19 protein-coding genes, 1 tRNA gene and 1 other RNA gene are annotated in these 17564 nt (G+C 55.6%); all 21 read right to left on the bottom strand.

Annotated features, from left to right (window positions below; genetic code table 11):
• Positions 1-9: 9 nt before the first annotated feature.
• A complete protein-coding gene (gene tmk, locus FLZ89_RS06270) occupies positions 10-645 on the bottom strand; it encodes a dTMP kinase (RefSeq protein ID WP_141263623.1) in 636 nt (211 codons plus the stop codon).
• 40 nt (positions 646-685) lie between these two features.
• Positions 686-2116 (bottom strand): aminotransferase class I/II-fold pyridoxal phosphate-dependent enzyme, encoded by a 1431-nt coding sequence (locus FLZ89_RS06275; RefSeq protein WP_141304647.1) that lies wholly within the window; start codon positions 2114-2116, stop codon positions 686-688.
• A gap of 50 nt (positions 2117-2166) precedes the next feature.
• Positions 2167-2943, bottom strand: a complete 777-nt coding sequence (locus tag FLZ89_RS06280; protein ID WP_141263622.1) for a polysaccharide deacetylase family protein — start codon at positions 2941-2943, stop codon at positions 2167-2169.
• Positions 2944-3055: 112 nt separating this feature from the next.
• On the bottom strand, positions 3056-4351 hold the full coding sequence (locus tag FLZ89_RS06285; protein WP_141263621.1) for a (Fe-S)-binding protein: 1296 nt from the start codon (positions 4349-4351) through the stop codon (positions 3056-3058).
• Positions 4352-4369: 18 nt separating this feature from the next.
• Positions 4370-5728 carry an FAD-binding oxidoreductase gene (locus FLZ89_RS06290; protein WP_141304648.1) on the bottom strand — a complete coding sequence of 453 codons (1359 nt, stop codon included), beginning with the start codon at positions 5726-5728 and terminating at the stop codon, positions 4370-4372.
• Between the two features lie 13 nt (positions 5729-5741).
• Positions 5742-7136, bottom strand: a complete 1395-nt coding sequence (locus FLZ89_RS06295; RefSeq protein WP_141263619.1) for an FAD-binding oxidoreductase — start codon at positions 7134-7136, stop codon at positions 5742-5744.
• 322 nt (positions 7137-7458) lie between these two features.
• Entirely contained in the window at positions 7459-8382 is a 924-nt protein-coding gene (gene fmt, locus FLZ89_RS06300) for a methionyl-tRNA formyltransferase (protein WP_172613477.1), read from the bottom strand.
• Between the two features lie 812 nt (positions 8383-9194).
• On the bottom strand, positions 9195-9608 hold the full coding sequence (locus FLZ89_RS06310) for a putative toxin-antitoxin system toxin component, PIN family (protein ID WP_141263617.1): 414 nt from the start codon (positions 9606-9608) through the stop codon (positions 9195-9197).
• Positions 9605-9892 carry a type II toxin-antitoxin system Phd/YefM family antitoxin gene (locus tag FLZ89_RS06315; RefSeq protein WP_141263616.1) on the bottom strand — a complete coding sequence of 96 codons (288 nt, stop codon included), beginning with the start codon at positions 9890-9892 and terminating at the stop codon, positions 9605-9607. Before FLZ89_RS06315 ends, FLZ89_RS06310 begins: the two co-directional genes overlap by 4 nt.
• 361 nt (positions 9893-10253) lie before the next feature.
• Positions 10254-10553 carry a 4Fe-4S dicluster domain-containing protein gene (locus FLZ89_RS06320; protein ID WP_141263615.1) on the bottom strand — a complete coding sequence of 100 codons (300 nt, stop codon included), beginning with the start codon at positions 10551-10553 and terminating at the stop codon, positions 10254-10256.
• Complete coding sequence (locus FLZ89_RS06325) at positions 10550-11116, bottom strand: 2-oxoacid:acceptor oxidoreductase family protein (protein WP_141263614.1); 567 nt, start codon at positions 11114-11116, stop codon at positions 10550-10552. Before FLZ89_RS06325 ends, FLZ89_RS06320 begins: the two co-directional genes overlap by 4 nt.
• Positions 11100-11894, bottom strand: coding sequence for a thiamine pyrophosphate-dependent enzyme (locus FLZ89_RS06330; protein ID WP_141304650.1), 795 nt, complete (start codon positions 11892-11894; stop codon positions 11100-11102). Before FLZ89_RS06330 ends, FLZ89_RS06325 begins: the two co-directional genes overlap by 17 nt.
• Positions 11894-12985, bottom strand: coding sequence for a ferredoxin oxidoreductase (locus FLZ89_RS06335; RefSeq protein WP_141304651.1), 1092 nt, complete (start codon positions 12983-12985; stop codon positions 11894-11896). The genes FLZ89_RS06330 and FLZ89_RS06335 overlap by 1 nt, the downstream gene beginning before the upstream one ends.
• Before the next feature lie 30 nt (positions 12986-13015).
• A complete protein-coding gene (locus tag FLZ89_RS06340) occupies positions 13016-13555 on the bottom strand; it encodes a hypothetical protein (protein WP_253256422.1) in 540 nt (179 codons plus the stop codon).
• 271 nt (positions 13556-13826) lie between these two features.
• Positions 13827-14102 (bottom strand): pro-sigmaK processing inhibitor BofA family protein, encoded by a 276-nt coding sequence (locus FLZ89_RS06345; RefSeq protein ID WP_141263610.1) that lies wholly within the window; start codon positions 14100-14102, stop codon positions 13827-13829.
• The gene (locus tag FLZ89_RS06350) at positions 14092-14298 is read right to left on the bottom strand and encodes a DUF2508 family protein (protein ID WP_141263609.1); all 207 of its coding nucleotides are present in this window, start codon (positions 14296-14298) and stop codon (positions 14092-14094) included. Before FLZ89_RS06350 ends, FLZ89_RS06345 begins: the two co-directional genes overlap by 11 nt.
• A 77-nt stretch (positions 14299-14375) precedes the next feature.
• On the bottom strand, positions 14376-14975 hold the full coding sequence (gene recR, locus FLZ89_RS06355) for a recombination mediator RecR (protein ID WP_141263608.1): 600 nt from the start codon (positions 14973-14975) through the stop codon (positions 14376-14378).
• Between the two features lie 3 nt (positions 14976-14978).
• Entirely contained in the window at positions 14979-15287 is a 309-nt protein-coding gene (locus tag FLZ89_RS06360; protein WP_216363931.1) for a YbaB/EbfC family nucleoid-associated protein, read from the bottom strand.
• 26 nt (positions 15288-15313) lie between these two features.
• Entirely contained in the window at positions 15314-17020 is a 1707-nt protein-coding gene (dnaX, locus tag FLZ89_RS06365) for a DNA polymerase III subunit gamma/tau (RefSeq protein WP_141304653.1), read from the bottom strand.
• 90 nt (positions 17021-17110) lie between these two features.
• Positions 17111-17375: signal recognition particle sRNA large type (gene ffs / locus FLZ89_RS06370), an RNA gene on the bottom strand.
• A 20-nt stretch (positions 17376-17395) separates the two neighbouring features.
• A tRNA-Ser gene (locus FLZ89_RS06375) sits at positions 17396-17491 on the bottom strand.
• Between the last annotated feature and the right edge of the window lie 73 nt (positions 17492-17564).

The raw sequence follows: 17564 nt of genomic DNA on the forward strand, positions 1-17564 counted from the left end.
TGCTGCCATTCAGCCTCCCCTCGCTTCCAGCCAGGGCTCTACTACCTTTTCAATCTGCGACCACACAGCATCCGGGGAACCGGTACCATCAATGAGGCGAACGCGCTGCGGCTCCAGGCGCCTCAATTCCAGGTAACCCCGGCGTACCCGCCGGTGAAAGGCGAGGTCTTCCCCCTCCAGGCGGTCGGCAGTTCCTTTCCCCCGGAGCCGCGCCAAACCCAACTCTACCGGTACATCGATTAAAAGGGTAAGATCCGGTAAGAGGCCCCCGGTAGCCATTTTGTTTACCTGGCGCACCATCTCTATCCCCAGCTTGCGGCCGTAACCCTGGTAGGCGATGCTGGAATCTGTAAAGCGGTCGCAGAGGACTATTTTCCCTGCTGTCAGGGCCGGCCGGATGCGCTCGGCTACATGCTGGGCCCTGGCGGCAGCATAGAGCAGGATTTCGGCCCGGGCATCAACAGGACCGTAGCGCGGTTCCAGGAGCAGCTGCCTGATGGCTTCAGCCAGGAGCGTCCCGCCGGGTTCCCGGGTACATTCGACAGCATAGCCCCGCCGGCGTAAGAAACGCTCCAGGCGTTCCATCTGGGTAGTCTTGCCGGCACCGTCCGGACCCTCCAGGGTAATGAACAGGCCGCCAGGCACGTAACGTCACCTGCACTTTTTCCTAAAGAATAAACATTTCTCACTCATCTACTACCAGCACCTTACCCTCCGCCCCCCGCAAGCATACCAGCCTGGCAATTACTTCCCCGGTCAGGACCTCTCCCGGTACGACCAGGGCCAGGCCGGGGGGGCAGGGGGCGATCAGCTCGGCGCAAATCCGGCCTTCCGCCTCCTTTAAGGGTATTTCCCGCCGGGGGGCCAGCCAGGCTTCCCGGGGCGTCAGCACCTGCCGGGGCGGAACAGTCCAGGGGCCGGGACTTGCTCCCGCTTTACCATTTGCTTCCGGCGGCACCCGGCCGGCCACCCGCGGCAGGGCCAGCAGAGCTTTCAGGAGAGAATTGATTTTGGCCCCGCCATCGCCGGGGGTGATGATTAACAGGATATAGTCCGGCCCGGCCAGCTCTATTTCCTGACCGGCGCGTCGTAAAAAGGCAGCTATTTCCGGCCCGCTGACACCGAAAGGGGCCACCGGCAACAACAAGCGGGTGACATCCAGGCCGGAAGCCGCAGGTCCCGTCACATCTGCAGGGGCCAGGCAGGGTATGCCGGCCGCTGCCAGTTTTTCCCGCAGCCGCAACGCCCTGGCCACAGTCCGGCCCCAGTCCCGCCGGCCCCGCTCTTCCGCCCGGAGCCGGGCCACATCCAGGGAAGCCAGCAGTAAATAGGAAGGGCTGGTGGTCTGTAAAAGGTTTAAAGCCGCTGCTATTGCATCACCTGTCCCGGCTTCCCGCAGGTGCAACATGGCCGCCTGGGTAAGGGCCCCCATGGTCTTGTGGGTGCTCTGAACCACATAATCCCCCCCCAGGGCCAGGGGTGAGGGCGGCAGCATCGGGTCAAGGCCGAAGTGGGCTCCATGGGCGGCATCTACCAGGACGACCAGGCCATGGTCATGGGCCAGGGCTATCAGTTCCCGGCTATGGGGAACGATCCCCTCATAGGTTGGGTGAACCAGGAGCAGGAGCCTGGCCCGGGGATTGGCCTTAAGTGTTCTGGCTAAAACCGCCGGGGTCACCCCCAGAGGGATGCCGGGTGAGGCCAGCCATTCCGTTTCCATATAAACCGGCCTGGCCCCGCTCAAGATCAAACCGTTAAAAACGGAACGGTGGGCATAACGGGGTAGTATAACCTCATCCCCGGGCCGGCAGACAGCCAGGATGACGGCCATAAGGCCGCTGCTGGCCCCATTCACCAGAAAAAAGGTCCGCGCCGCCCCATAAAAGGCGGCGGCCTTCTCCTGGGCCGCCCGGATCGCCCCGCCGGGACAGGCCAGATTGTCCAAACCCGGCACCTCGGTAAGGTCCAGCCCCAGGGTTTCCTCCCCCAGGGCCTGCCGCCAGGAGGGCCAGGTATAGGCTCCGTCCTTATGACCGGGTGTATGCCAGGAATTAAGTCGCTGGCGCCGGTAATTTAAAAGCGCCTCCCAGAGAGGCGCTTGCCCTTGGGTCTTCACGATGTTATTGTAACACACATCCCGGGCCTACAAAATATTTTTTCGCCCCCTCATCGCCCGGGGTGCTGTACGCCGGCGTGGTCAATATAGTAATCCCCCTTGATGATCAGATCCCCTACCGGCACCACCTGGTAGCCATCGGCCTTGAGCTTTTCCAGGAGGGGGCTCAGAACATCGGCCGTATAGCGACCGTTATTGTGAAAAAGAACAATGGAGCCCGGTTTAATGTTTTTTAACACCCGGTTCAAAATGGCCCCGGCCGTCATGTGTTCCTGCCAGTCCAGGGAATCCACATCCCACTGGATGACCCGGTACCCCAGCCGCTCCGCGGTACGGATGACCGTGTCGTTATAATCGCCAAAGGGAGGCCGGAAGAGTTCTGCCTTATAGCCAGTTATTTCCCGCACCATCCGGCTATTTTCCTGCAGCTCTTTTTCCATTTCCGCCTCACTTAAGGCGGTAAAATGAGGATGGGTGGCCGAGTGCAGGCCGATTTCATGACCGGCAGCAGCGATCTGTTTGGCAACTTCGGGGTATTTCTTGAGCCAGATATTGGTTAAAAAAAAGGTCGTTTTAACATTATGCTGTTTTAAGGTGGTTAACAATTTGGGTGTGTACTCTGCACCCCAGGTGGCATCAAAGGAAAGGGCTACCTTTTTTTCTGTGGTGTAAACGCTGTATATAGGCAATAATTTCCTGGTCCGCCCAACCATAGATGCCAGGGGCTGGTAATCGGCCAGCCTGGCACCCAGGTATAAACCCAGGAAAAACAACAGCGCCGGGATCAGGATGTTGACCAACCGGCGCCGGCGCCATAACAGGATCATCTCCTCACCCCCTGAGATGATCCTATTCAGCCCTGCATTGCTATATGAAATGAAAAGGGGGATAAGATAAGCCCCCTGCCGATCAGACAGGGGACTCAAGCTGCCAGTTCCCTTAAACAGCCCTGGCACCGCTCTTTACAGACCGGTTCTGGTAGGCCTGGTCCAGAAGCTGCATGACGTGGATGGCCCGGGCAGGTAAATGGTGGACGTCCAGGCCGTGGGCCAGCTGCATCAGGCAGGCCGGGCAGGAAGTTGCCAGGTACTGGGCACCGGTTTTCTTAAAGTTCTCCATCTTACGGGCCAGGATTCGCTGCGATAAGTCATAATGGGTAACGTTATAGGAGCCGGCACCGCCGCAGCACCAGTCGGACTCATTCATCTCCACAAATTTGACTCCCGGGATGCTCTTTAAAATCTGGCGCGGCTCATTCTTGATTTTCAGCCCCCGGACGGCATGGCAGGGATCATGATAGGTTACGGTGGCGTTGACCGGTCCCATCTCTTTCTTAAAGCCCACTTCCGCCAGGTACTGGGAGGCTTCCTTTACCTTGGCGGCAAACTCCTGCGCCAGGGGGCCATACTCGGGGTCATCTTTAAGGAGTTCGGCATAATAGTGAAGACCGTGGGCGCAGCTGGCACAATCGGTAACTACCGCTTCCACATTAAAGCGTTTAAAGGAATCCAGGTTTTCTTTGGCCAGTTTGATATGCATTTCTGTCTCGCCGTAAGCTTCGTGGGGAATACCGCAGCAGTTGGAAACCGGTACCACAACCTCGATATCATTTTCCTGGAAAACACGCAGGGTAGATTCGGCGACCTGGGGAAAGAAGTTGTTCATCATGCAACCGGCAAAATAGGCCACTTTATGGCGGGGTTTCAGGGGCTTCTTTAAAACTTCCGGTAAGCGCTCCCTCAAAGTACGGGCCGGGATGTCGGGCAGCAGCCCTTCAGCCTTGCCCAGGGACCCCAGCAAACCAAGGAAGCCGGTATGGCGGGCGAGCCACCTGGCGCCGCTGCGCTGGTAAAAGCGCAGGGCTTTCGCCCCCAGGGTCAGGCGCCTCTGCCTGGCCAGAACGCCGCGCAGGGCCATGCGAATGGGGAAGGGATTGCCGTTGGCACGGGTAATTTCCGCCCGGGCAGCCTTAACCAGGGTATCGGTAATAACGGAGGAGGGGCAGGTGACAACGCAGGCGCCGCAGAGAAGGCAGGAGTAAATATGGTGGTTTATCTCCGGCTCTTTGGTTAAATCAAAGTGTCCTTCCATGGACTGGCGCATCAAACGGTTGCGCCCCCGGGCCAGGGAAAACTCCTCGCCGGTTACCTTATAGGTAGGGCATACCTCTTCGCAAAAGCCGCACCGGTTACAACGTACGATATCTTCTTCATACTGCCGAAAAGTCTTGACCATGACCTGTTCCTCCTCGTCTCAGGATACCGCCCTGCTGTTATCAATAACATACGCCAGGACCTTGCTGTTGGGGGCCATAATCCGCTGCGGGTCGAAGGCCGCCTTAAGCCGGGACAGTAACTCCATCACGGCCTTCCCCCGCGCCTCAACCCAGCGCCGCGTTAAAGTCAGGTCATCGATATTATCTACAACCAGCAGCCCGCCCAGGTCCCCGGCTAGTGTTGCCAGGCGATTAATAGTTTCCTGTACACCGGCATAGGCACCTGGAGCCTCGTCGAGGAAAATATGGACGTGACCGTTGCCGAAATGGGCTGCCAGGGCTGCTCCTTTGCGGCTCTGTTTCAGCTCGTCGCGGGCCCGGGTTAAAAATTCCTCCATGGCAGTAAAAGGTACGGCTACGCTGGCCAGGATGGCCCCGGACGCACCGGCAAAGACAGGGAATAGCTGCCGGCGGGCCTGCCAGGCGGCAGCAGCCGCCTCCCCTTCCAGGATGGTGGCAGCCGGAAATTGTTTTTTTACATAATCAACCTGGGTGTCTACTTGTTCTCTAAAGCCATTATAGGCCACCAGCACGCCGGGTCCCTTACCATCAGCCTTCCACCCGGCCCGGGCCAGTACCGCCATGGCGGCGCCGTCCAGTAATTCCAGAGCCACAGGTAAGGTATCATTCCTGATGATGCGGGCCGCTGCTATGGCTTCTTTCAGTTGTTTAAAGGGCAAGAAAACCGTCGTTTCCTTTTCCGGCACGGGCCTTAATTTCAACATGGCCTTGGTGATAATGCCCAGGGCTCCCCAGGAGCCGGCCAGAAAGCGGGTGTTATCATAATCCTGGACGTTTTTAACGGTTTTCCCGCCGGTGTGGATAATTTCTCCGGTAGGTAAAACAACTTCCAGGCCTAAAATATGAAATTTAACATCGCCATAACCGAGCTTGCTGGGGCCTGACGCACCGGCGGCTATGCACCCGCCAACGGTGCAGGTATCCGGTTCTACCGGCTCGACGGGCCAGTATAAGTTATGGGTCCGCAACGTTTTTTGCAGCTCGCCCAGGGGGATACCAGCTTCCACATAGGCGGTCATGTTCTCATAATCATATTCAATAATTTTATTCATCCGGGTAAGGTTGATTAACAACCCTCCCGCCAGCGGCAACAGGCCTCGGCAGGCCATGGTACCAGCTCCCCAGGGGACCACAGGTATGCCCTCTTCACCGGCGAGCTTCAAAACCTCAGCTACCTGCTGGCTGCTCTCCGGGTAAACAACAGCGTCCGGCAGGGCCGTCTTGCTGCAGCTGTGCTGGCGCCGGATGTCTGGGTCTATCTGACAATTCCCGGCACCAAGAATCTTCTCCAGCTTATTAATATTTTCTTGCCGCATTTTGCTGTCCTCCTCAGGCCGCCGTATCGGTATCGGGTACAGTCTTACCGGCGTTTAATATCTCGCTGGGATCAAAGGCCAGGCGCACCCGGCGTAAAAACCGGAGTTCCTCCGGGTTGAAGGCCCAGCGTACAAATTCCAGTTTGGCCAGGCCAATGCCATGCTCGCCAGACAGGGTGCCACCCAGATCCAGGGCCTTGCGGAAAAGGGCGGCCCTAACTTTTTCCACCCGCTCCATTTGTTCTTTATTCCGCTCATCGAAAAGAACCAGGGGATGCAGGTTGCCGTCGCCGGCGTGGGCCAGCATACCAATGGCCAGATTATATTCCTGACTTAAACGGTTCACTTCTTTCAGGATCTCCGGTAGTTTGGTGCGGGGTACGGTGGCATCTTCCATATCGTAATTGGGAGCCAGGCGGCCAATGGCACCAATAGCCATACGCCGTGCCGTCCACAGGTCGTCCCGTTCCTTGGCATTCTTGGCCAGCTTTACATCGGTAGCCCCATTCTCCCGGCAGATCTCCATTATCTGCTGCGCCTGGCGGTCCAGGCCGGCATCCCAGCCGTCCACCTCAATTAAGAGTATAGCACCTGCATCTACCGGCAAGCCGATATGCAGCCAGTCTTCAACGGCATTGATGATCTTGTTGTCCATCAGTTCCAGGGTACAGGGGATAATGCCGCGGGCAATGATGGCCGAGACTGAAGTGCCGGCATCTTCAAGGGTTTTATAGGTGGCCAGCATGGTGCGGTTGGCACGGGGTGCAGGCGTCAACTTACAAATGATCTTGGTAGCAATACCCAGGTTGCCCTCCGAACCAATCAGCAGGGCATTGAGGTTTAATTCCTGGGCAATCGGCTCCAGTTTGCCTCCGATTTGCACAATTTCACCGTTCGATAAAACAAGCTCCATGCCGATGATATGGTCCCTGGTGAGGCCATATTTAATCCCGCGCATACCACCCGAGTTCTCTCCCAGGTTGCCTCCCATGGTCGATACTTTCTGGCTGGCCGGGTCGGGCATATAAACCAAACCATAAGGAGCGACGGCCTTTTGCAGTTCCATATTGGTAACGCCCGGTTCCACCACCGCCACCCGGTTTTCGGGATCAATCTCCAGGATGCGGTTCATCCTGGTCATGACAATAACTATTCCGCCGCGCTGCGGTACAGCACCGCCGCTCAAACATGTACCACCCCCGCGAGGGGTTACCGGGATCTTTTTACTGCTGGCCAGTTTCATGATAGCAGCTATCTGCTGGGCATTTTGTACATAGACAACAACTTCGGGCTGGCCGTAAACGAGGGAAGCATCGTACATGTAGGTATTCAAAGATACTTTTGACGTTAAGACATTCTCTCTGCCGACAATTCTCACCAGCTCGTTAAGGGTTGATTGATCGACCATTATTAAACCCCTCTCCCTTCCCCATTAAAAATCATAGCCAGACTCATTATCTATATCCAAACACCGCTCGCCAGCGGTGCGACCAGGATAAAAAAGTATATTTCCGCCAGCACCAGCCTCCTGTCTATTTTGTTAGTAATATCACAAAGCTATAATATTCATTAATTTAACTCTAGCAATAACTTTGGACAGGTGTCAAGAATTGTCTGGTTTATAAAATCCTTTAGATAGACAAAATAAAACGCTGATAAAGCTTTTTTCTCCTTCTTTTATTAATTAGCTGCCTGTCTTATGGTCTAACCAGCAGACAGGGAATATATTATTAAATGCCCACCTGTTCACCCGGCCGGATAGCAGCAGAAGTTGCAAACTGCAGGGCAGAAACCTTATCGGAAGAGCTACCGTACTGCACCCGGCGGACCAGAATGGCCCCGTCTCCTGTAGCGATAACAAAGCCTTCCTCGCCCGGGATTGCTACTATGGTACCCGGGTTGCCGTATGCCCGGTATGGACTGGCTTCCCATATCTTTAGCTTTCCCCCCCGGAAGGTAGTCCAGGCCCCCGGGTTGGGGTTGGAACCGCGGATAAGGTTGTAAATCTTTTGGGTGCTTTGCCGCCAGTCGATTTGCACATCTGCTTCCTTTATTACCGGCTGGAAAGAAGCTTGCCTCTCATCCTGGGGCACCGGGCTCGCCTTCCCCTCCCGGATTAAACGGACAGCCTCGGCTACCATTTGCACGCCTAAGGGGTAGAGTTTCTCAAAGTATAATGATTTTACCGTATCATCAGGGTCAATGGCCACTTTCTGCTGCAGGATAATGGGACCCGTATCAATACCGGCATCAATCTGATGGATGGTAACGCCTGTTTCCGTTTCGCCGTTGATAATGGCCCAGTTCATGGCACTGCCGCCGCGGTATTTAGGTAGCAATGAAGGGTGATAATTAATGCCGCCGTAAGTGGCCAGGTCAATCATGGCCTGGGGGACAATATCGGTTACAAAGGCCAGCACCAGCAGGTCGGGCCTGAGGTTTTTAACCCACGTCAAGGCTTCCGGTTCCTTCAAACGCGCAGGCTGCAAGAGGGGCAGGCCGCGCTGCAGGGCCAGCTCTTTAACCGGATTGGGCCCCTTTTGCCCCGGCCGGTCCGGCACGGTGAGGACGCCGGCAATTTCTTCCCCCTGATCAAGAAGGGCCTGCAGGCAGTCTCTACCAAAGGGCGCCTGGCCAATAAATATAATACGCAAAAAAACATCTCCCCTCCCATATTTTTGCCTACCCCTGACAGGTAGATGGGGGTTATAAATTTTCCCTCAACTTTAATATATCCTTATTCCATCATCCCTGTCAATGCTTTTCCGGCGCAGCCGTCTGGCTGCCAGACCATATACTCTTGCCTCTATCGTGGCCAGGAGACATGAACCTTCTGTTTCTGTTTTGGGCAGATAGTATAGCGTTTTTAAGAATCTAGAGGCGTTTTAGACCTCCCTCAGGGTAATTTATCTATTTTATCACTAATTTTTTTAAGGACATTATAGATGTTTGATAGGATAATAATTATAAATCCAAGCATAAAAAAGGTTACGATCTCTTTAGTGAAGAAAGCTATTATCCCCATTACTATAAGAATAAATGTATTCCAGATGGTACTATTAAGAAATTTATCCAACCAATTTACTCCTTTCCCATGGTCATTTTTTCCACTGCCTAACACAATCTATGCTATAATCATTATGGAAAATCAACAGTAAAAGTACAATAGTTACTCATACCTGGTCCTGTTGCATTAGTTACAAAAGGTTTGGCAACAGCCCCATGATTCGTTTACAATAAATTGTATTTTATGTCATTATTCGCCATAAACCTAAATTTTCCTGTCGTGGGATGGCACTCCGCGGCTAGTTTTATATATTTTTATCCGTCTATATTTCCAAAGCTCAGGCTAGAGAAAAATTGATCGACTTCGCGCAGGTCCATGAGCCCTGTGTCCAGTAAATTGCTTTTCTCATCCTCTTTGTTAAATAATATATTTTCGCAAAACCATCCGTGCTAAAGTGCATTATTTATGTTTGATATTTCGCCAAAGGGAGATAAATTCCGAAGGATTAAGAATAGTTACTGGAGATTCAGGCACCGTAAAGTGTTTCTTGTTACCTGTAACAAGTATGGCTCCTTCAATGGCCATAGCAGCTTCTAGAAAAGGTTCGTCATCAGGATCTGGTAATGGCACCGGCAAGGGTTCAGTTGTCACTAGAATACCTTCTGCTTCGATCAGGGTTATAAGGGCATCAACTTCTGCTTTGGCAAAACCAAATTTGGGACGACAAAGCACTTCGCGGTACTCAGATAGGATACGGGCATCATAAACAACCTTGATTCGACCATTAGCAATGAGCCGGACAATGGTACCGGCATGGCTATGGGCTTTCAAAAGTCCCGAAACCAACACGTTTGTATCGAGGACAATTTTCATTGGCTGCGGCTCCGTCTAACGGCTTTAATTTCAGCTTCAATTTCTGCGTCCTTAATTTTATTCAATCCTTTTTCCCTGGCTCTTGCTTGCATATTTTTTACAGCCAGTACTGCCCGGACACGACGCAAGTTTTGCAAGTACTCTTCCAGATATTTTTCTTCTATATTGGAAAGTACCGCCACTGGCTTACCATTAGAGGTAATTACCAGCTCTCCCTCCTTTTGTAACTGGCGCCATATCTCGCCCGATTTTATCCTTAATTCACGCACGGTCACAAAACGCACCTTTAAGCCCCCCGGAAGTTATGATACACTAATTGTACACGATCAGGCTACATATATCAATAAAGACAATAAAATTAGCCTTGCGGCTTTTGCATAAAATAGGGTTCCGGACCCATCTATAGATCCTTATGATGGTGTTGGAGATATGGAGATATCATGGAGCTTCAGGTCGGCAAAGGCTTTACTGCCATTGGTGCTGGAGTTCCATTTTTCCCTACGGAGACCCCTAAGTTTCTAAAAGAGCGCGGCTGACGGCATCTCTACTGGGATATTTCTAACCTGTAGTTTTATTTACGCCGCTTTCTGGCCAACTTACAAGCCATCAAAATAGATCTACGCCAGCTTCCTGCCCCGCGTCCAATTACTGGACATGCTTTTCCGGAGCAGCTGTCAGGCTAGTATCCCGGCCCTTGCCGTCGCGCCTTTCGATCCAGATGGCGGCATCGGGGCAGACGAGCTGGCATTTTTTACAGGCAATGCAGGGTTTCCCGTGCCCCGGTTCCACCACCGGGGTACCGAAGGCCCCCAGTTGTTTAGCCCAGCCGATGGTGTCTACAGGACACTTCTCGATGCAGAGGCCGCAGCCCTTGCACAAGGCCGGGAACAGATGGAAGATCCCTTTGCCATTCTCGGTGGTAATGGCTTTGAAAGTGACGCTCATAAGTTCTCTCTCCCTATCTCGTACCCCCGGTCCAGGGCACGGTAGTTTAATTCCCTGAGGTCCGGGTCCTGAGCAAACTTGTGGCCAAACTGGCGTTCCAGGGCCTGTTCTACATCCCGGCGCTCTAAAAAGCCCGTTACGCCCACCAGCACTCCCAGGATGATGACGTTAAAGACCCTGGGGTGCATTTCCTCCTGGGCTATGGCCAGGGCCGGGACGGCCAGACGTCTCTGCCTTTCCCCGTAAACCTGCCGCACGTCGTCTTCCAGGCCGGCCTCATAAACCAGTAATGTCTTTTCGCCTACATACTGCCGTACCCGCTCTACGGCCCGGTGGCTTAAAGCTACCACAATATCACCGGTAGTAAACTTGGGCGCGCTCACTGGCTCCCTGCTTACCTGAACAAAGGCCACCGAAACGCCGCCCCGCTGTTCGACGCCAAAATTGGGGATATACAGGGCCTGGAAGCCGGCCTGATAGGCCGCCTCGGTGATAATCTCGGCCACCGACTGCACCCCCTGCCCTCCTTCCCCGGCCAGGGCGATTTTAAGATTGAAATCCACGGGGTGGCACCTCCTGGAGCCGGCCGGCTGCTTTCTCTTCCGGTGTCCTCAGCTCCCCGACAGGGAAATAGGCCGTCATTTCTTTTTCCACAAAGCCCCAGGTCGCGGCGGCATTGGTGTGCCAGTTGGTGGGGCAGGACGACAGGGCCTCGATAAAGGCGATACCCCGGCCTTCCAGCTGGTTCTGCAGGCCTTTCTGAATAAAGTTTTTCAGCTGGACGATATTGGCTATACTCCCGCGGGCGACGTAGGCTCCCGGCGGGGCAATGGCCGCCACCAGTTCCGGGCCCAGGATGGGCCGGCCGGTGAGCCTGGCGTCGCGGCCATAGGGGGTCGTTTCCGTCTTTTGTCCCGGCAGGGTGGTCGGGGCCATCTGGCCGCCGGTCATGGCGTAGACGGTATTGTTGACCACGATAATCGTCACCAGGTCGTTGCGGCTGGCGCTGCTGACCAGGTGCTGGGCGCCGATGGCGTAGGCGCCGCCGTCGCCCATGTAGGAAACGACCACCAGTTCCGGCCGCGCCCGCTTGATGCCCACCAGCACCGGCGTGGTGCGGCCGTGGTGGGTCTGGACGGTGTCCAGGTTGAAAAAGTCCCAGGAAAGCAAGGAGCAGCCGATGTCGCATCCAAAGATGGTCCGTTCCTGGATATTCAGGGCGTCGATAGCCTCCCCCAGGGCCTTGAGGACAATACCGTGGCCGCAGCCGGGGCAAAACTTGTGGGGCTTGGTCTCCGCCCGCCAGACCCGGGGCATTTGCGGTTGGGCGGCGATGGCCATTAGATCAGCTCCTTCGCATGGACAAACTCCACTATTTCTTCCGGCGTAATTCCCATTCCCGGGCGCAGGTAGCCGGTGACCGGCGTTTCCAGGCCGTAAAGGCCGGCCTGGACCTGCCTTTTTAGCTGGCCGTAGGATGATTCCACCACCAGGAGATTGCGGGCCCGGGCTGCCAGGGTCCTCAAGGTTTCCGCCGGGAAGGGCTTTAAGGTTACGGGCCGGAAATAGCCGGCCTTGAAACCTCTTTCCCGCAGGGAAACCGTGGCCGCCCGGGCGGCCCGGGAAACAACCCCGTGGGCAATAATAAGCAACTCGGCGTCATCGACGGCGTAGGTATCCCACTCCACCACCTGCGGCGCTATGGCTTCATACTCTTTTATGTCGGTCATCAGCACCTCATAAAGCTCATCTTCCAGGTTATAGGTATTGCGCAGGTGGGCCGGGTCGCGCTCTTCCCCCGGCAGGCCCGGCAGGCCCACCATGGGGTGGCACGGTTCCATGGTAATGCCCCGGGCTTCAGGGTCGAAGATGGTTACCGGTTCCCGCATTTTGGATTGATACCCGTCCCCCAGGACAAAGGTGGGAAAACGGTATTTCCAGGCGCTGTTAAAGGCTTTAATGGTATAAAGAAACAACTCATCATGGGAAGACGGGGAATAAACAATCCTCAAGCCCTCGCCATTGCCGCCGAAACAGGTCAGATTGAGCTCCTGCTGGGAATAGATGACCGTGGCCGTCGAAGGACCGCCCCGCTGGGTTACCACAACTACCGTGGGCAGGCGCATCATTTCGGCCATGGCCATGGCTTCCTGCATCAGGACGTTGCCCGGCCCGGCCGTAGCCGTAAAGGCCCGCTTCCCTGCCAGGACACCCCCGACAGTAGCAAAACCGGCCGAAATTTCGTCTTCCGTCTGGAGAAAGCCCCGTTCATATTTGGGCGCCATCCGGGTCCAGTAGTGCATGATTTCATTCTGCGGCGTAATGGGATAGCCATACATAATGTCGGCCCCGGCGGCCAGGGCCGCCCAGGCCACCACCTCGTTGCCGGTCATGAAGGCCCGCTGCTCGCCCGTAACTGGCCTGGTTGCCATAAATACACCCCGTTCCTGCGTAAAATAATTTTACCAGAATGCCATGGGCATATAGCGTTTAATTGCCCGGACAGGATTGCCACAAATATCGCGCTCGCCTATAAATGAGGCCAGTTCGAACATTACTGCCGTGGCCACTACCGGGAGGTTTAATTCCCGGGCCGCAGCAGTTACCTTCCTGGCCCCGGCCTGGATGAGGTCTACCGTTGTCTCTTCCCCCAGGTGGGTGTTATTGAGCAGGCCGTCCACCCGGCCTAAAGAGCGTACATGGACGATAATATCCTCAACCGTGGCCGTGGCCGGGCGGGCAGTATTGATCACAGCCAGGACCCGGAGATCGGATGCTGTTCCTGCTCCTTCCAGCAAGTGTAAAGTACCGGCACCGGCTGTGCCATAGCCGGCATCGATGATCACGTCCCCTTCCTGGTGCAGGGCCCAGCGGACAGCCGGGTGCAGGACCGTCCCGGCCTCACCCCAGCCGGTCACCTGCCGCGTCTCCCAGCCCAGTACCTTGATCCCCATGGCTTCCAGCTTGAGTTTCAGGGGGCGCAAAGTATAGCACGGTTCCACGGTATCCAGGTCGGCCAGGGTTACCTGCCGTCCCTGCTCCCGTAAAAAAACAGCCCGGTTAACGGCGTTTTCCGACTTGCCGCTGCCGTATTCCCCCAGGTAAGCCTCAACGATACGCGCTTTTCTTCACCCCGGTAGTTAGTATGCGCTCCTGCAGAAATAGCATACTTGCAGGCATGGCTCCCGCTTTGAAATACTGTCTAAAAAATAAAAAAGCCCGGCTTTAACCGGACTGCTGGTGCCGCGGGCCGCCCCGGGTGTATACCTGCCCTCACGTCCCCAGGACCAGGCGTAAAAAAATCAGCAGGATTAATCCGGGTAGTCCCAGAAAACCGGCGATTAAAACAGTAAGCCAGTTCAGGGGGATGAAAAAGTTAAAATTGGAACCAAAAAAGTTAAAAGCCCAGAGGAGGAGAAGTCCGAAGAAGGAGTTAACAATAATCTTAAAAATCCACTTCAAGGGCTTTAATAAAATGCTGCCCACGAGATAAAATAGAAACAGTAAAAAAATACCTGCCAGAATCAGCTGGACGGTCTCACCACCCATGGCTACCACTCCTTACTAACTTCCACAGGTACATATATTTCCTTTCTGCCGCTTCCAGCCGGTAGATGGCCTGATCCACCAGATCGGGTTCCGTTACCTCGGCAAAAAAGCGCTGGGCTGCCCACCATTCTTCCCTGGCTTCCCTAATAGCTTCGGCCAGCACTTCCAGTTCCGCTTTCAGGCCCCACTCCTGCATGCGGCCACCTCCCAACTGCCATTTGCTTATAAAATATGCAGCTGGGAATAATTTCTTGCCTGCTTTTTATTCCATTTTTATTCCATTTCATGGCGGCCGCTGAAGGCCCGGGCCAGGGTGATTTCATCGGCGTATTCAAGGTCGCTTCCCACCGGCAGGCCGTAGGCCAGGCGGGTTACCCTGACGGCCAGGGGCTTTAACAGCCTGGCGAGATAAAGGGCCGTGGCCTCTCCTTCCACATCGGCATTGGTGGCCAGCACTACTTCTTTGACCTTCCCTCCCTGGAGGCGCCGTAAAAGCTCTTTAACCTTTAGCTGGTCCGGGCCTATCCCGTCCACGGGTGAAATGGCACCCTGTAAAACATGATATAAGCCCCGGTACTGGCGGGTTTTTTCCAGGGCCACAATGTCCCGGGCCTCCTCCACCACGCAGATTATGGTATGATCCCTTTCCGGATCGGTGCACAGAAGGCAGGGATCGCGGTCGGTGAGGTTACCGCATATAGAGCAATAATGGATCTTACGGCGGGCCTCCAGGATGGCTGCGGCCAGGTTTTCCGCCTCTGCCGCCGGGGCGTTGAGAAGGTAGAAGGCCAGGCGCTGGGCTGTTTTGGGTCCCACTCCCGGCAGTTTGCCCAGGGCTGCAATCAGTTTGTTCAGGGGTTCCGGGTAATTCATTTTTTAAAACCCCGGCAGCCGCATGTTTCCCGTAATTTTTCCCATTTCCCTGGCCGCCATTTCCTGGGACTGGCGCAAGGCTTCGTTGACGGCGGCCAGGATCAGGTCCTGGAGCATTTCCACATCATCAGGATCCACGGCAGCCGGGTCAATTTTTATCCCGACAATTTCCTGGCGGCCGTTGGCCGTAGCCACAACGGCACCGCCGCCGGCGGCTGCTTCCACTGTCTTTTCCCCCAGCTCGTCCTGGAGTTTGGCGATCTGGGCCTGCATCTTTTGCATCTGCTTCATCATCTTGTTGATATTGTTCATACCCACTGGCTTAACAGTCCTCCTTTTTAATCCTTGATCTCCACTTTGTCGGGACCGAAATATTCTACCAGCTTATCTAATACTTCCTGGTTCACCCCGTCCACAGGCGGCCTCCCCGCCGTAATAACAAGCTTGAGGGGCCGGCCGAAAACCCTGGCCAGGACTGCTTCCACCTTCTGTCGGTTGGCGGGCTGTTCCAGCATGCCGCGGTGGAAATCCGTTTTGACTTCCAGGGTCAGGCTATCTCCCGTGACAGCCACCGGCTCCCCGGCCCGTAAATAAGCCTGGAGGTGGACGCTTTCCCGGCGGGCCGCTGCCAGGACTTCCGGCCAGCGTTCCTGAACGGTAGATAATTCTAATGGCGGAAAAACGGCAGGCGAAACTCCCTCCTGCTGCCGGGCTGCAGGCCGGGTCCGGGAAGCAGGGTTTTCCCCTTTACCAGGCAAAGTCACGCCTTCTGCTTTTCTCTGGCCGGTCGTCTCCGAAGCATGCCGGCCCCTGCCGGCAAGTCCGGGCTTGCCCGGCGTTTCCCCGGGTTTTATTTCAGGCAGTTGCCCTTTTGCATGCCCGCTGCTATCCAGGGCGGCCAGGCGTTTTTCCAGTTCCTCCAGCCGGTGGGCCAGGTCGTCCAGAGAAGGGCCGGTATCGAGCAGGAAACCGGCCAGGGTCATCTCCAGGAGGACCCGGGGCTGGCTGTTCCAGCGCAGGGCTGCTCCACCCTCCTGCAGCCGTTCCATAAGGTCCAGCAGGCGCCGGGGAGTAAATTTTTGCGCCTGGGCCGCCACCTGTTCCATTTCTTCCGGCAGGAGACCGGTAAACTCTCCGGCCCGGGGATCCATATGCAAAAGAAGGAGATTGCGAGTATGCTCCAGCAGGTCCTCCAGCAGCCGCTGTGGTTCTACTCCCGCTTGCAGGGCTGTGTCTACCAGGCGCAGCATATTTGCCCCATCGCCGGCTGCCAGGGCATCAGTTATGGCCAGGAGGGTATCCAGGCGCGCCGTACCCAGGGTTGCGGCCACCTGTTCGGCCGTAATAATCTCCTGGTCGCCGGTGGATATGATCTGGTCCAGAAGGCTTAAGGCGTCGCGTAACCCCCCGGCAGCCTTGCGGGCTAAAAGGCTTAAGGCCGCCGCCTCGATCTGGACATTATTGGCTGCCGCCACCTGCTGCAGGCGCCCGCTGATGGCTGCCGCCGCCAGGGGACGAAAGTCAAAACGCTGGCAGCGGGAAAGTATAGTCGGTAGCACTTTACGCGGCTCTGTAGTAGCCAGGATAAAAAGGGCATGGGCCGGAGGCTCTTCCAGGGTTTTCAACAGGGCATTAAAGGCCTCCTGCGTCAGCATGTGGACTTCATCGATAATATAAACCTTGTAGCGGCCCTCTACCGGCCCCAGGGGGATCTTTTCAATTAATTCACGAATCTCGTCAATACCCCGGTTGGAGGCAGCGTCGATTTCCAGGACATCCAGGGAGTTACCGGCATTGATGCGCCGGCAATTAGGGCACTCATTGCACGGTTCTCCTTCCAGGGGCGACTGGCAATTGACAGCTTTGGCCAGGATTTTGGCAGTACTGGTTTTCCCGGTGCCCCGGGGTCCGCAGAAAAGATAGGCGTGGACCAGGCGATGGTTGCGCAGGGCATTGAGCAGGGTACGGGTAATATGTTCCTGTCCCACTACCTCGGCAAAGGTTCGCGGGCGCCATTGCCGGTACAGGGCCTGGTACTGGGCCAAGCTCCTCACCTCGGGAGGCTAAAAATAAAATAAATATATAAAAAGGGATTATTCCCCGCTCGAATAATCCCTTCTTGTCTCATTAGGTGACCGTGCACCCACTGTTGAACATGGCCTCCGGGCGTTACCGGCGCAGGTAACTCCAACCAGGCACTCCCGCGGCACCCGAGGGGGTTCACTTACCGCTGCTTCCTCCCGGACCTGACGGGGTTCATGAGTCCTCGTCGCGCAGGACCCGGCTCTCTTCGCCCCTTGCACCGGCCGGACCCCACAGGTCAGGCCCGCCAGTGGGACTTCGACCCCGCTATAGCGGTTTGCGGGCTACAGGGCACCGCTACCTCCCCGTCTAGCACGGTCAAAGCTATAAAATTAAAATGGCGGAGAGAGTGGGATTCGAACCCACGAGACGGGTTTGTGACCCGTCTACTCGCTCTCCAGGCGAGCGCCTTCGACCAACTCAGCCATCTCTCCGCGCAAATTTAGTGCTTATATAAAATTATACAGCGAAGTGCAGCTAAATGCAAGTCGCTTCAGAAGAGCATGT

The sequence above is a fragment of the Moorella sp. E306M genome (assembly GCF_006538385.1).
GTDB lineage: Bacteria > Bacillota > DSM-521 > Neomoorellales > Neomoorellaceae > Neomoorella.

What these genes read in the sequence shown, in the direction of transcription:
- FLZ89_RS06280 (WP_141263622.1), bottom strand. Translation starts at nt 2,943, where the DNA reads ATGATCCTGTTATGGCGCCGGCGCCGGTTGGTCAACATCCTGATCCCG.
- FLZ89_RS06285 (WP_141263621.1), bottom strand. Translation starts at nt 4,351, where the DNA reads ATGGTCAAGACTTTTCGGCAGTATGAAGAAGATATCGTACGTTGTAAC.
- FLZ89_RS06290 (WP_141304648.1), bottom strand. Translation starts at nt 5,728, where the DNA reads ATGCGGCAAGAAAATATTAATAAGCTGGAGAAGATTCTTGGTGCCGGG.
- FLZ89_RS06295 (WP_141263619.1), bottom strand. Translation starts at nt 7,136, where the DNA reads ATGGTCGATCAATCAACCCTTAACGAGCTGGTGAGAATTGTCGGCAGA.
- FLZ89_RS06310 (WP_141263617.1), bottom strand. Translation starts at nt 9,608, where the DNA reads ATGAAAATTGTCCTCGATACAAACGTGTTGGTTTCGGGACTTTTGAAA.
- FLZ89_RS06320 (WP_141263615.1), bottom strand. Translation starts at nt 10,553, where the DNA reads ATGAGCGTCACTTTCAAAGCCATTACCACCGAGAATGGCAAAGGGATC.
- FLZ89_RS06330 (WP_141304650.1), bottom strand. Translation starts at nt 11,894, where the DNA reads ATGGCCATCGCCGCCCAACCGCAAATGCCCCGGGTCTGGCGGGCGGAG.
- FLZ89_RS06335 (WP_141304651.1), bottom strand. Translation starts at nt 12,985, where the DNA reads ATGGCAACCAGGCCAGTTACGGGCGAGCAGCGGGCCTTCATGACCGGC.
- FLZ89_RS06345 (WP_141263610.1), bottom strand. Translation starts at nt 14,102, where the DNA reads ATGGGTGGTGAGACCGTCCAGCTGATTCTGGCAGGTATTTTTTTACTG.
- FLZ89_RS06350 (WP_141263609.1), bottom strand. Translation starts at nt 14,298, where the DNA reads ATGCAGGAGTGGGGCCTGAAAGCGGAACTGGAAGTGCTGGCCGAAGCT.
- recR (WP_141263608.1), bottom strand. Translation starts at nt 14,975, where the DNA reads ATGAATTACCCGGAACCCCTGAACAAACTGATTGCAGCCCTGGGCAAA.
- FLZ89_RS06360 (WP_216363931.1), bottom strand. Translation starts at nt 15,287, where the DNA reads ATGAACAATATCAACAAGATGATGAAGCAGATGCAAAAGATGCAGGCC.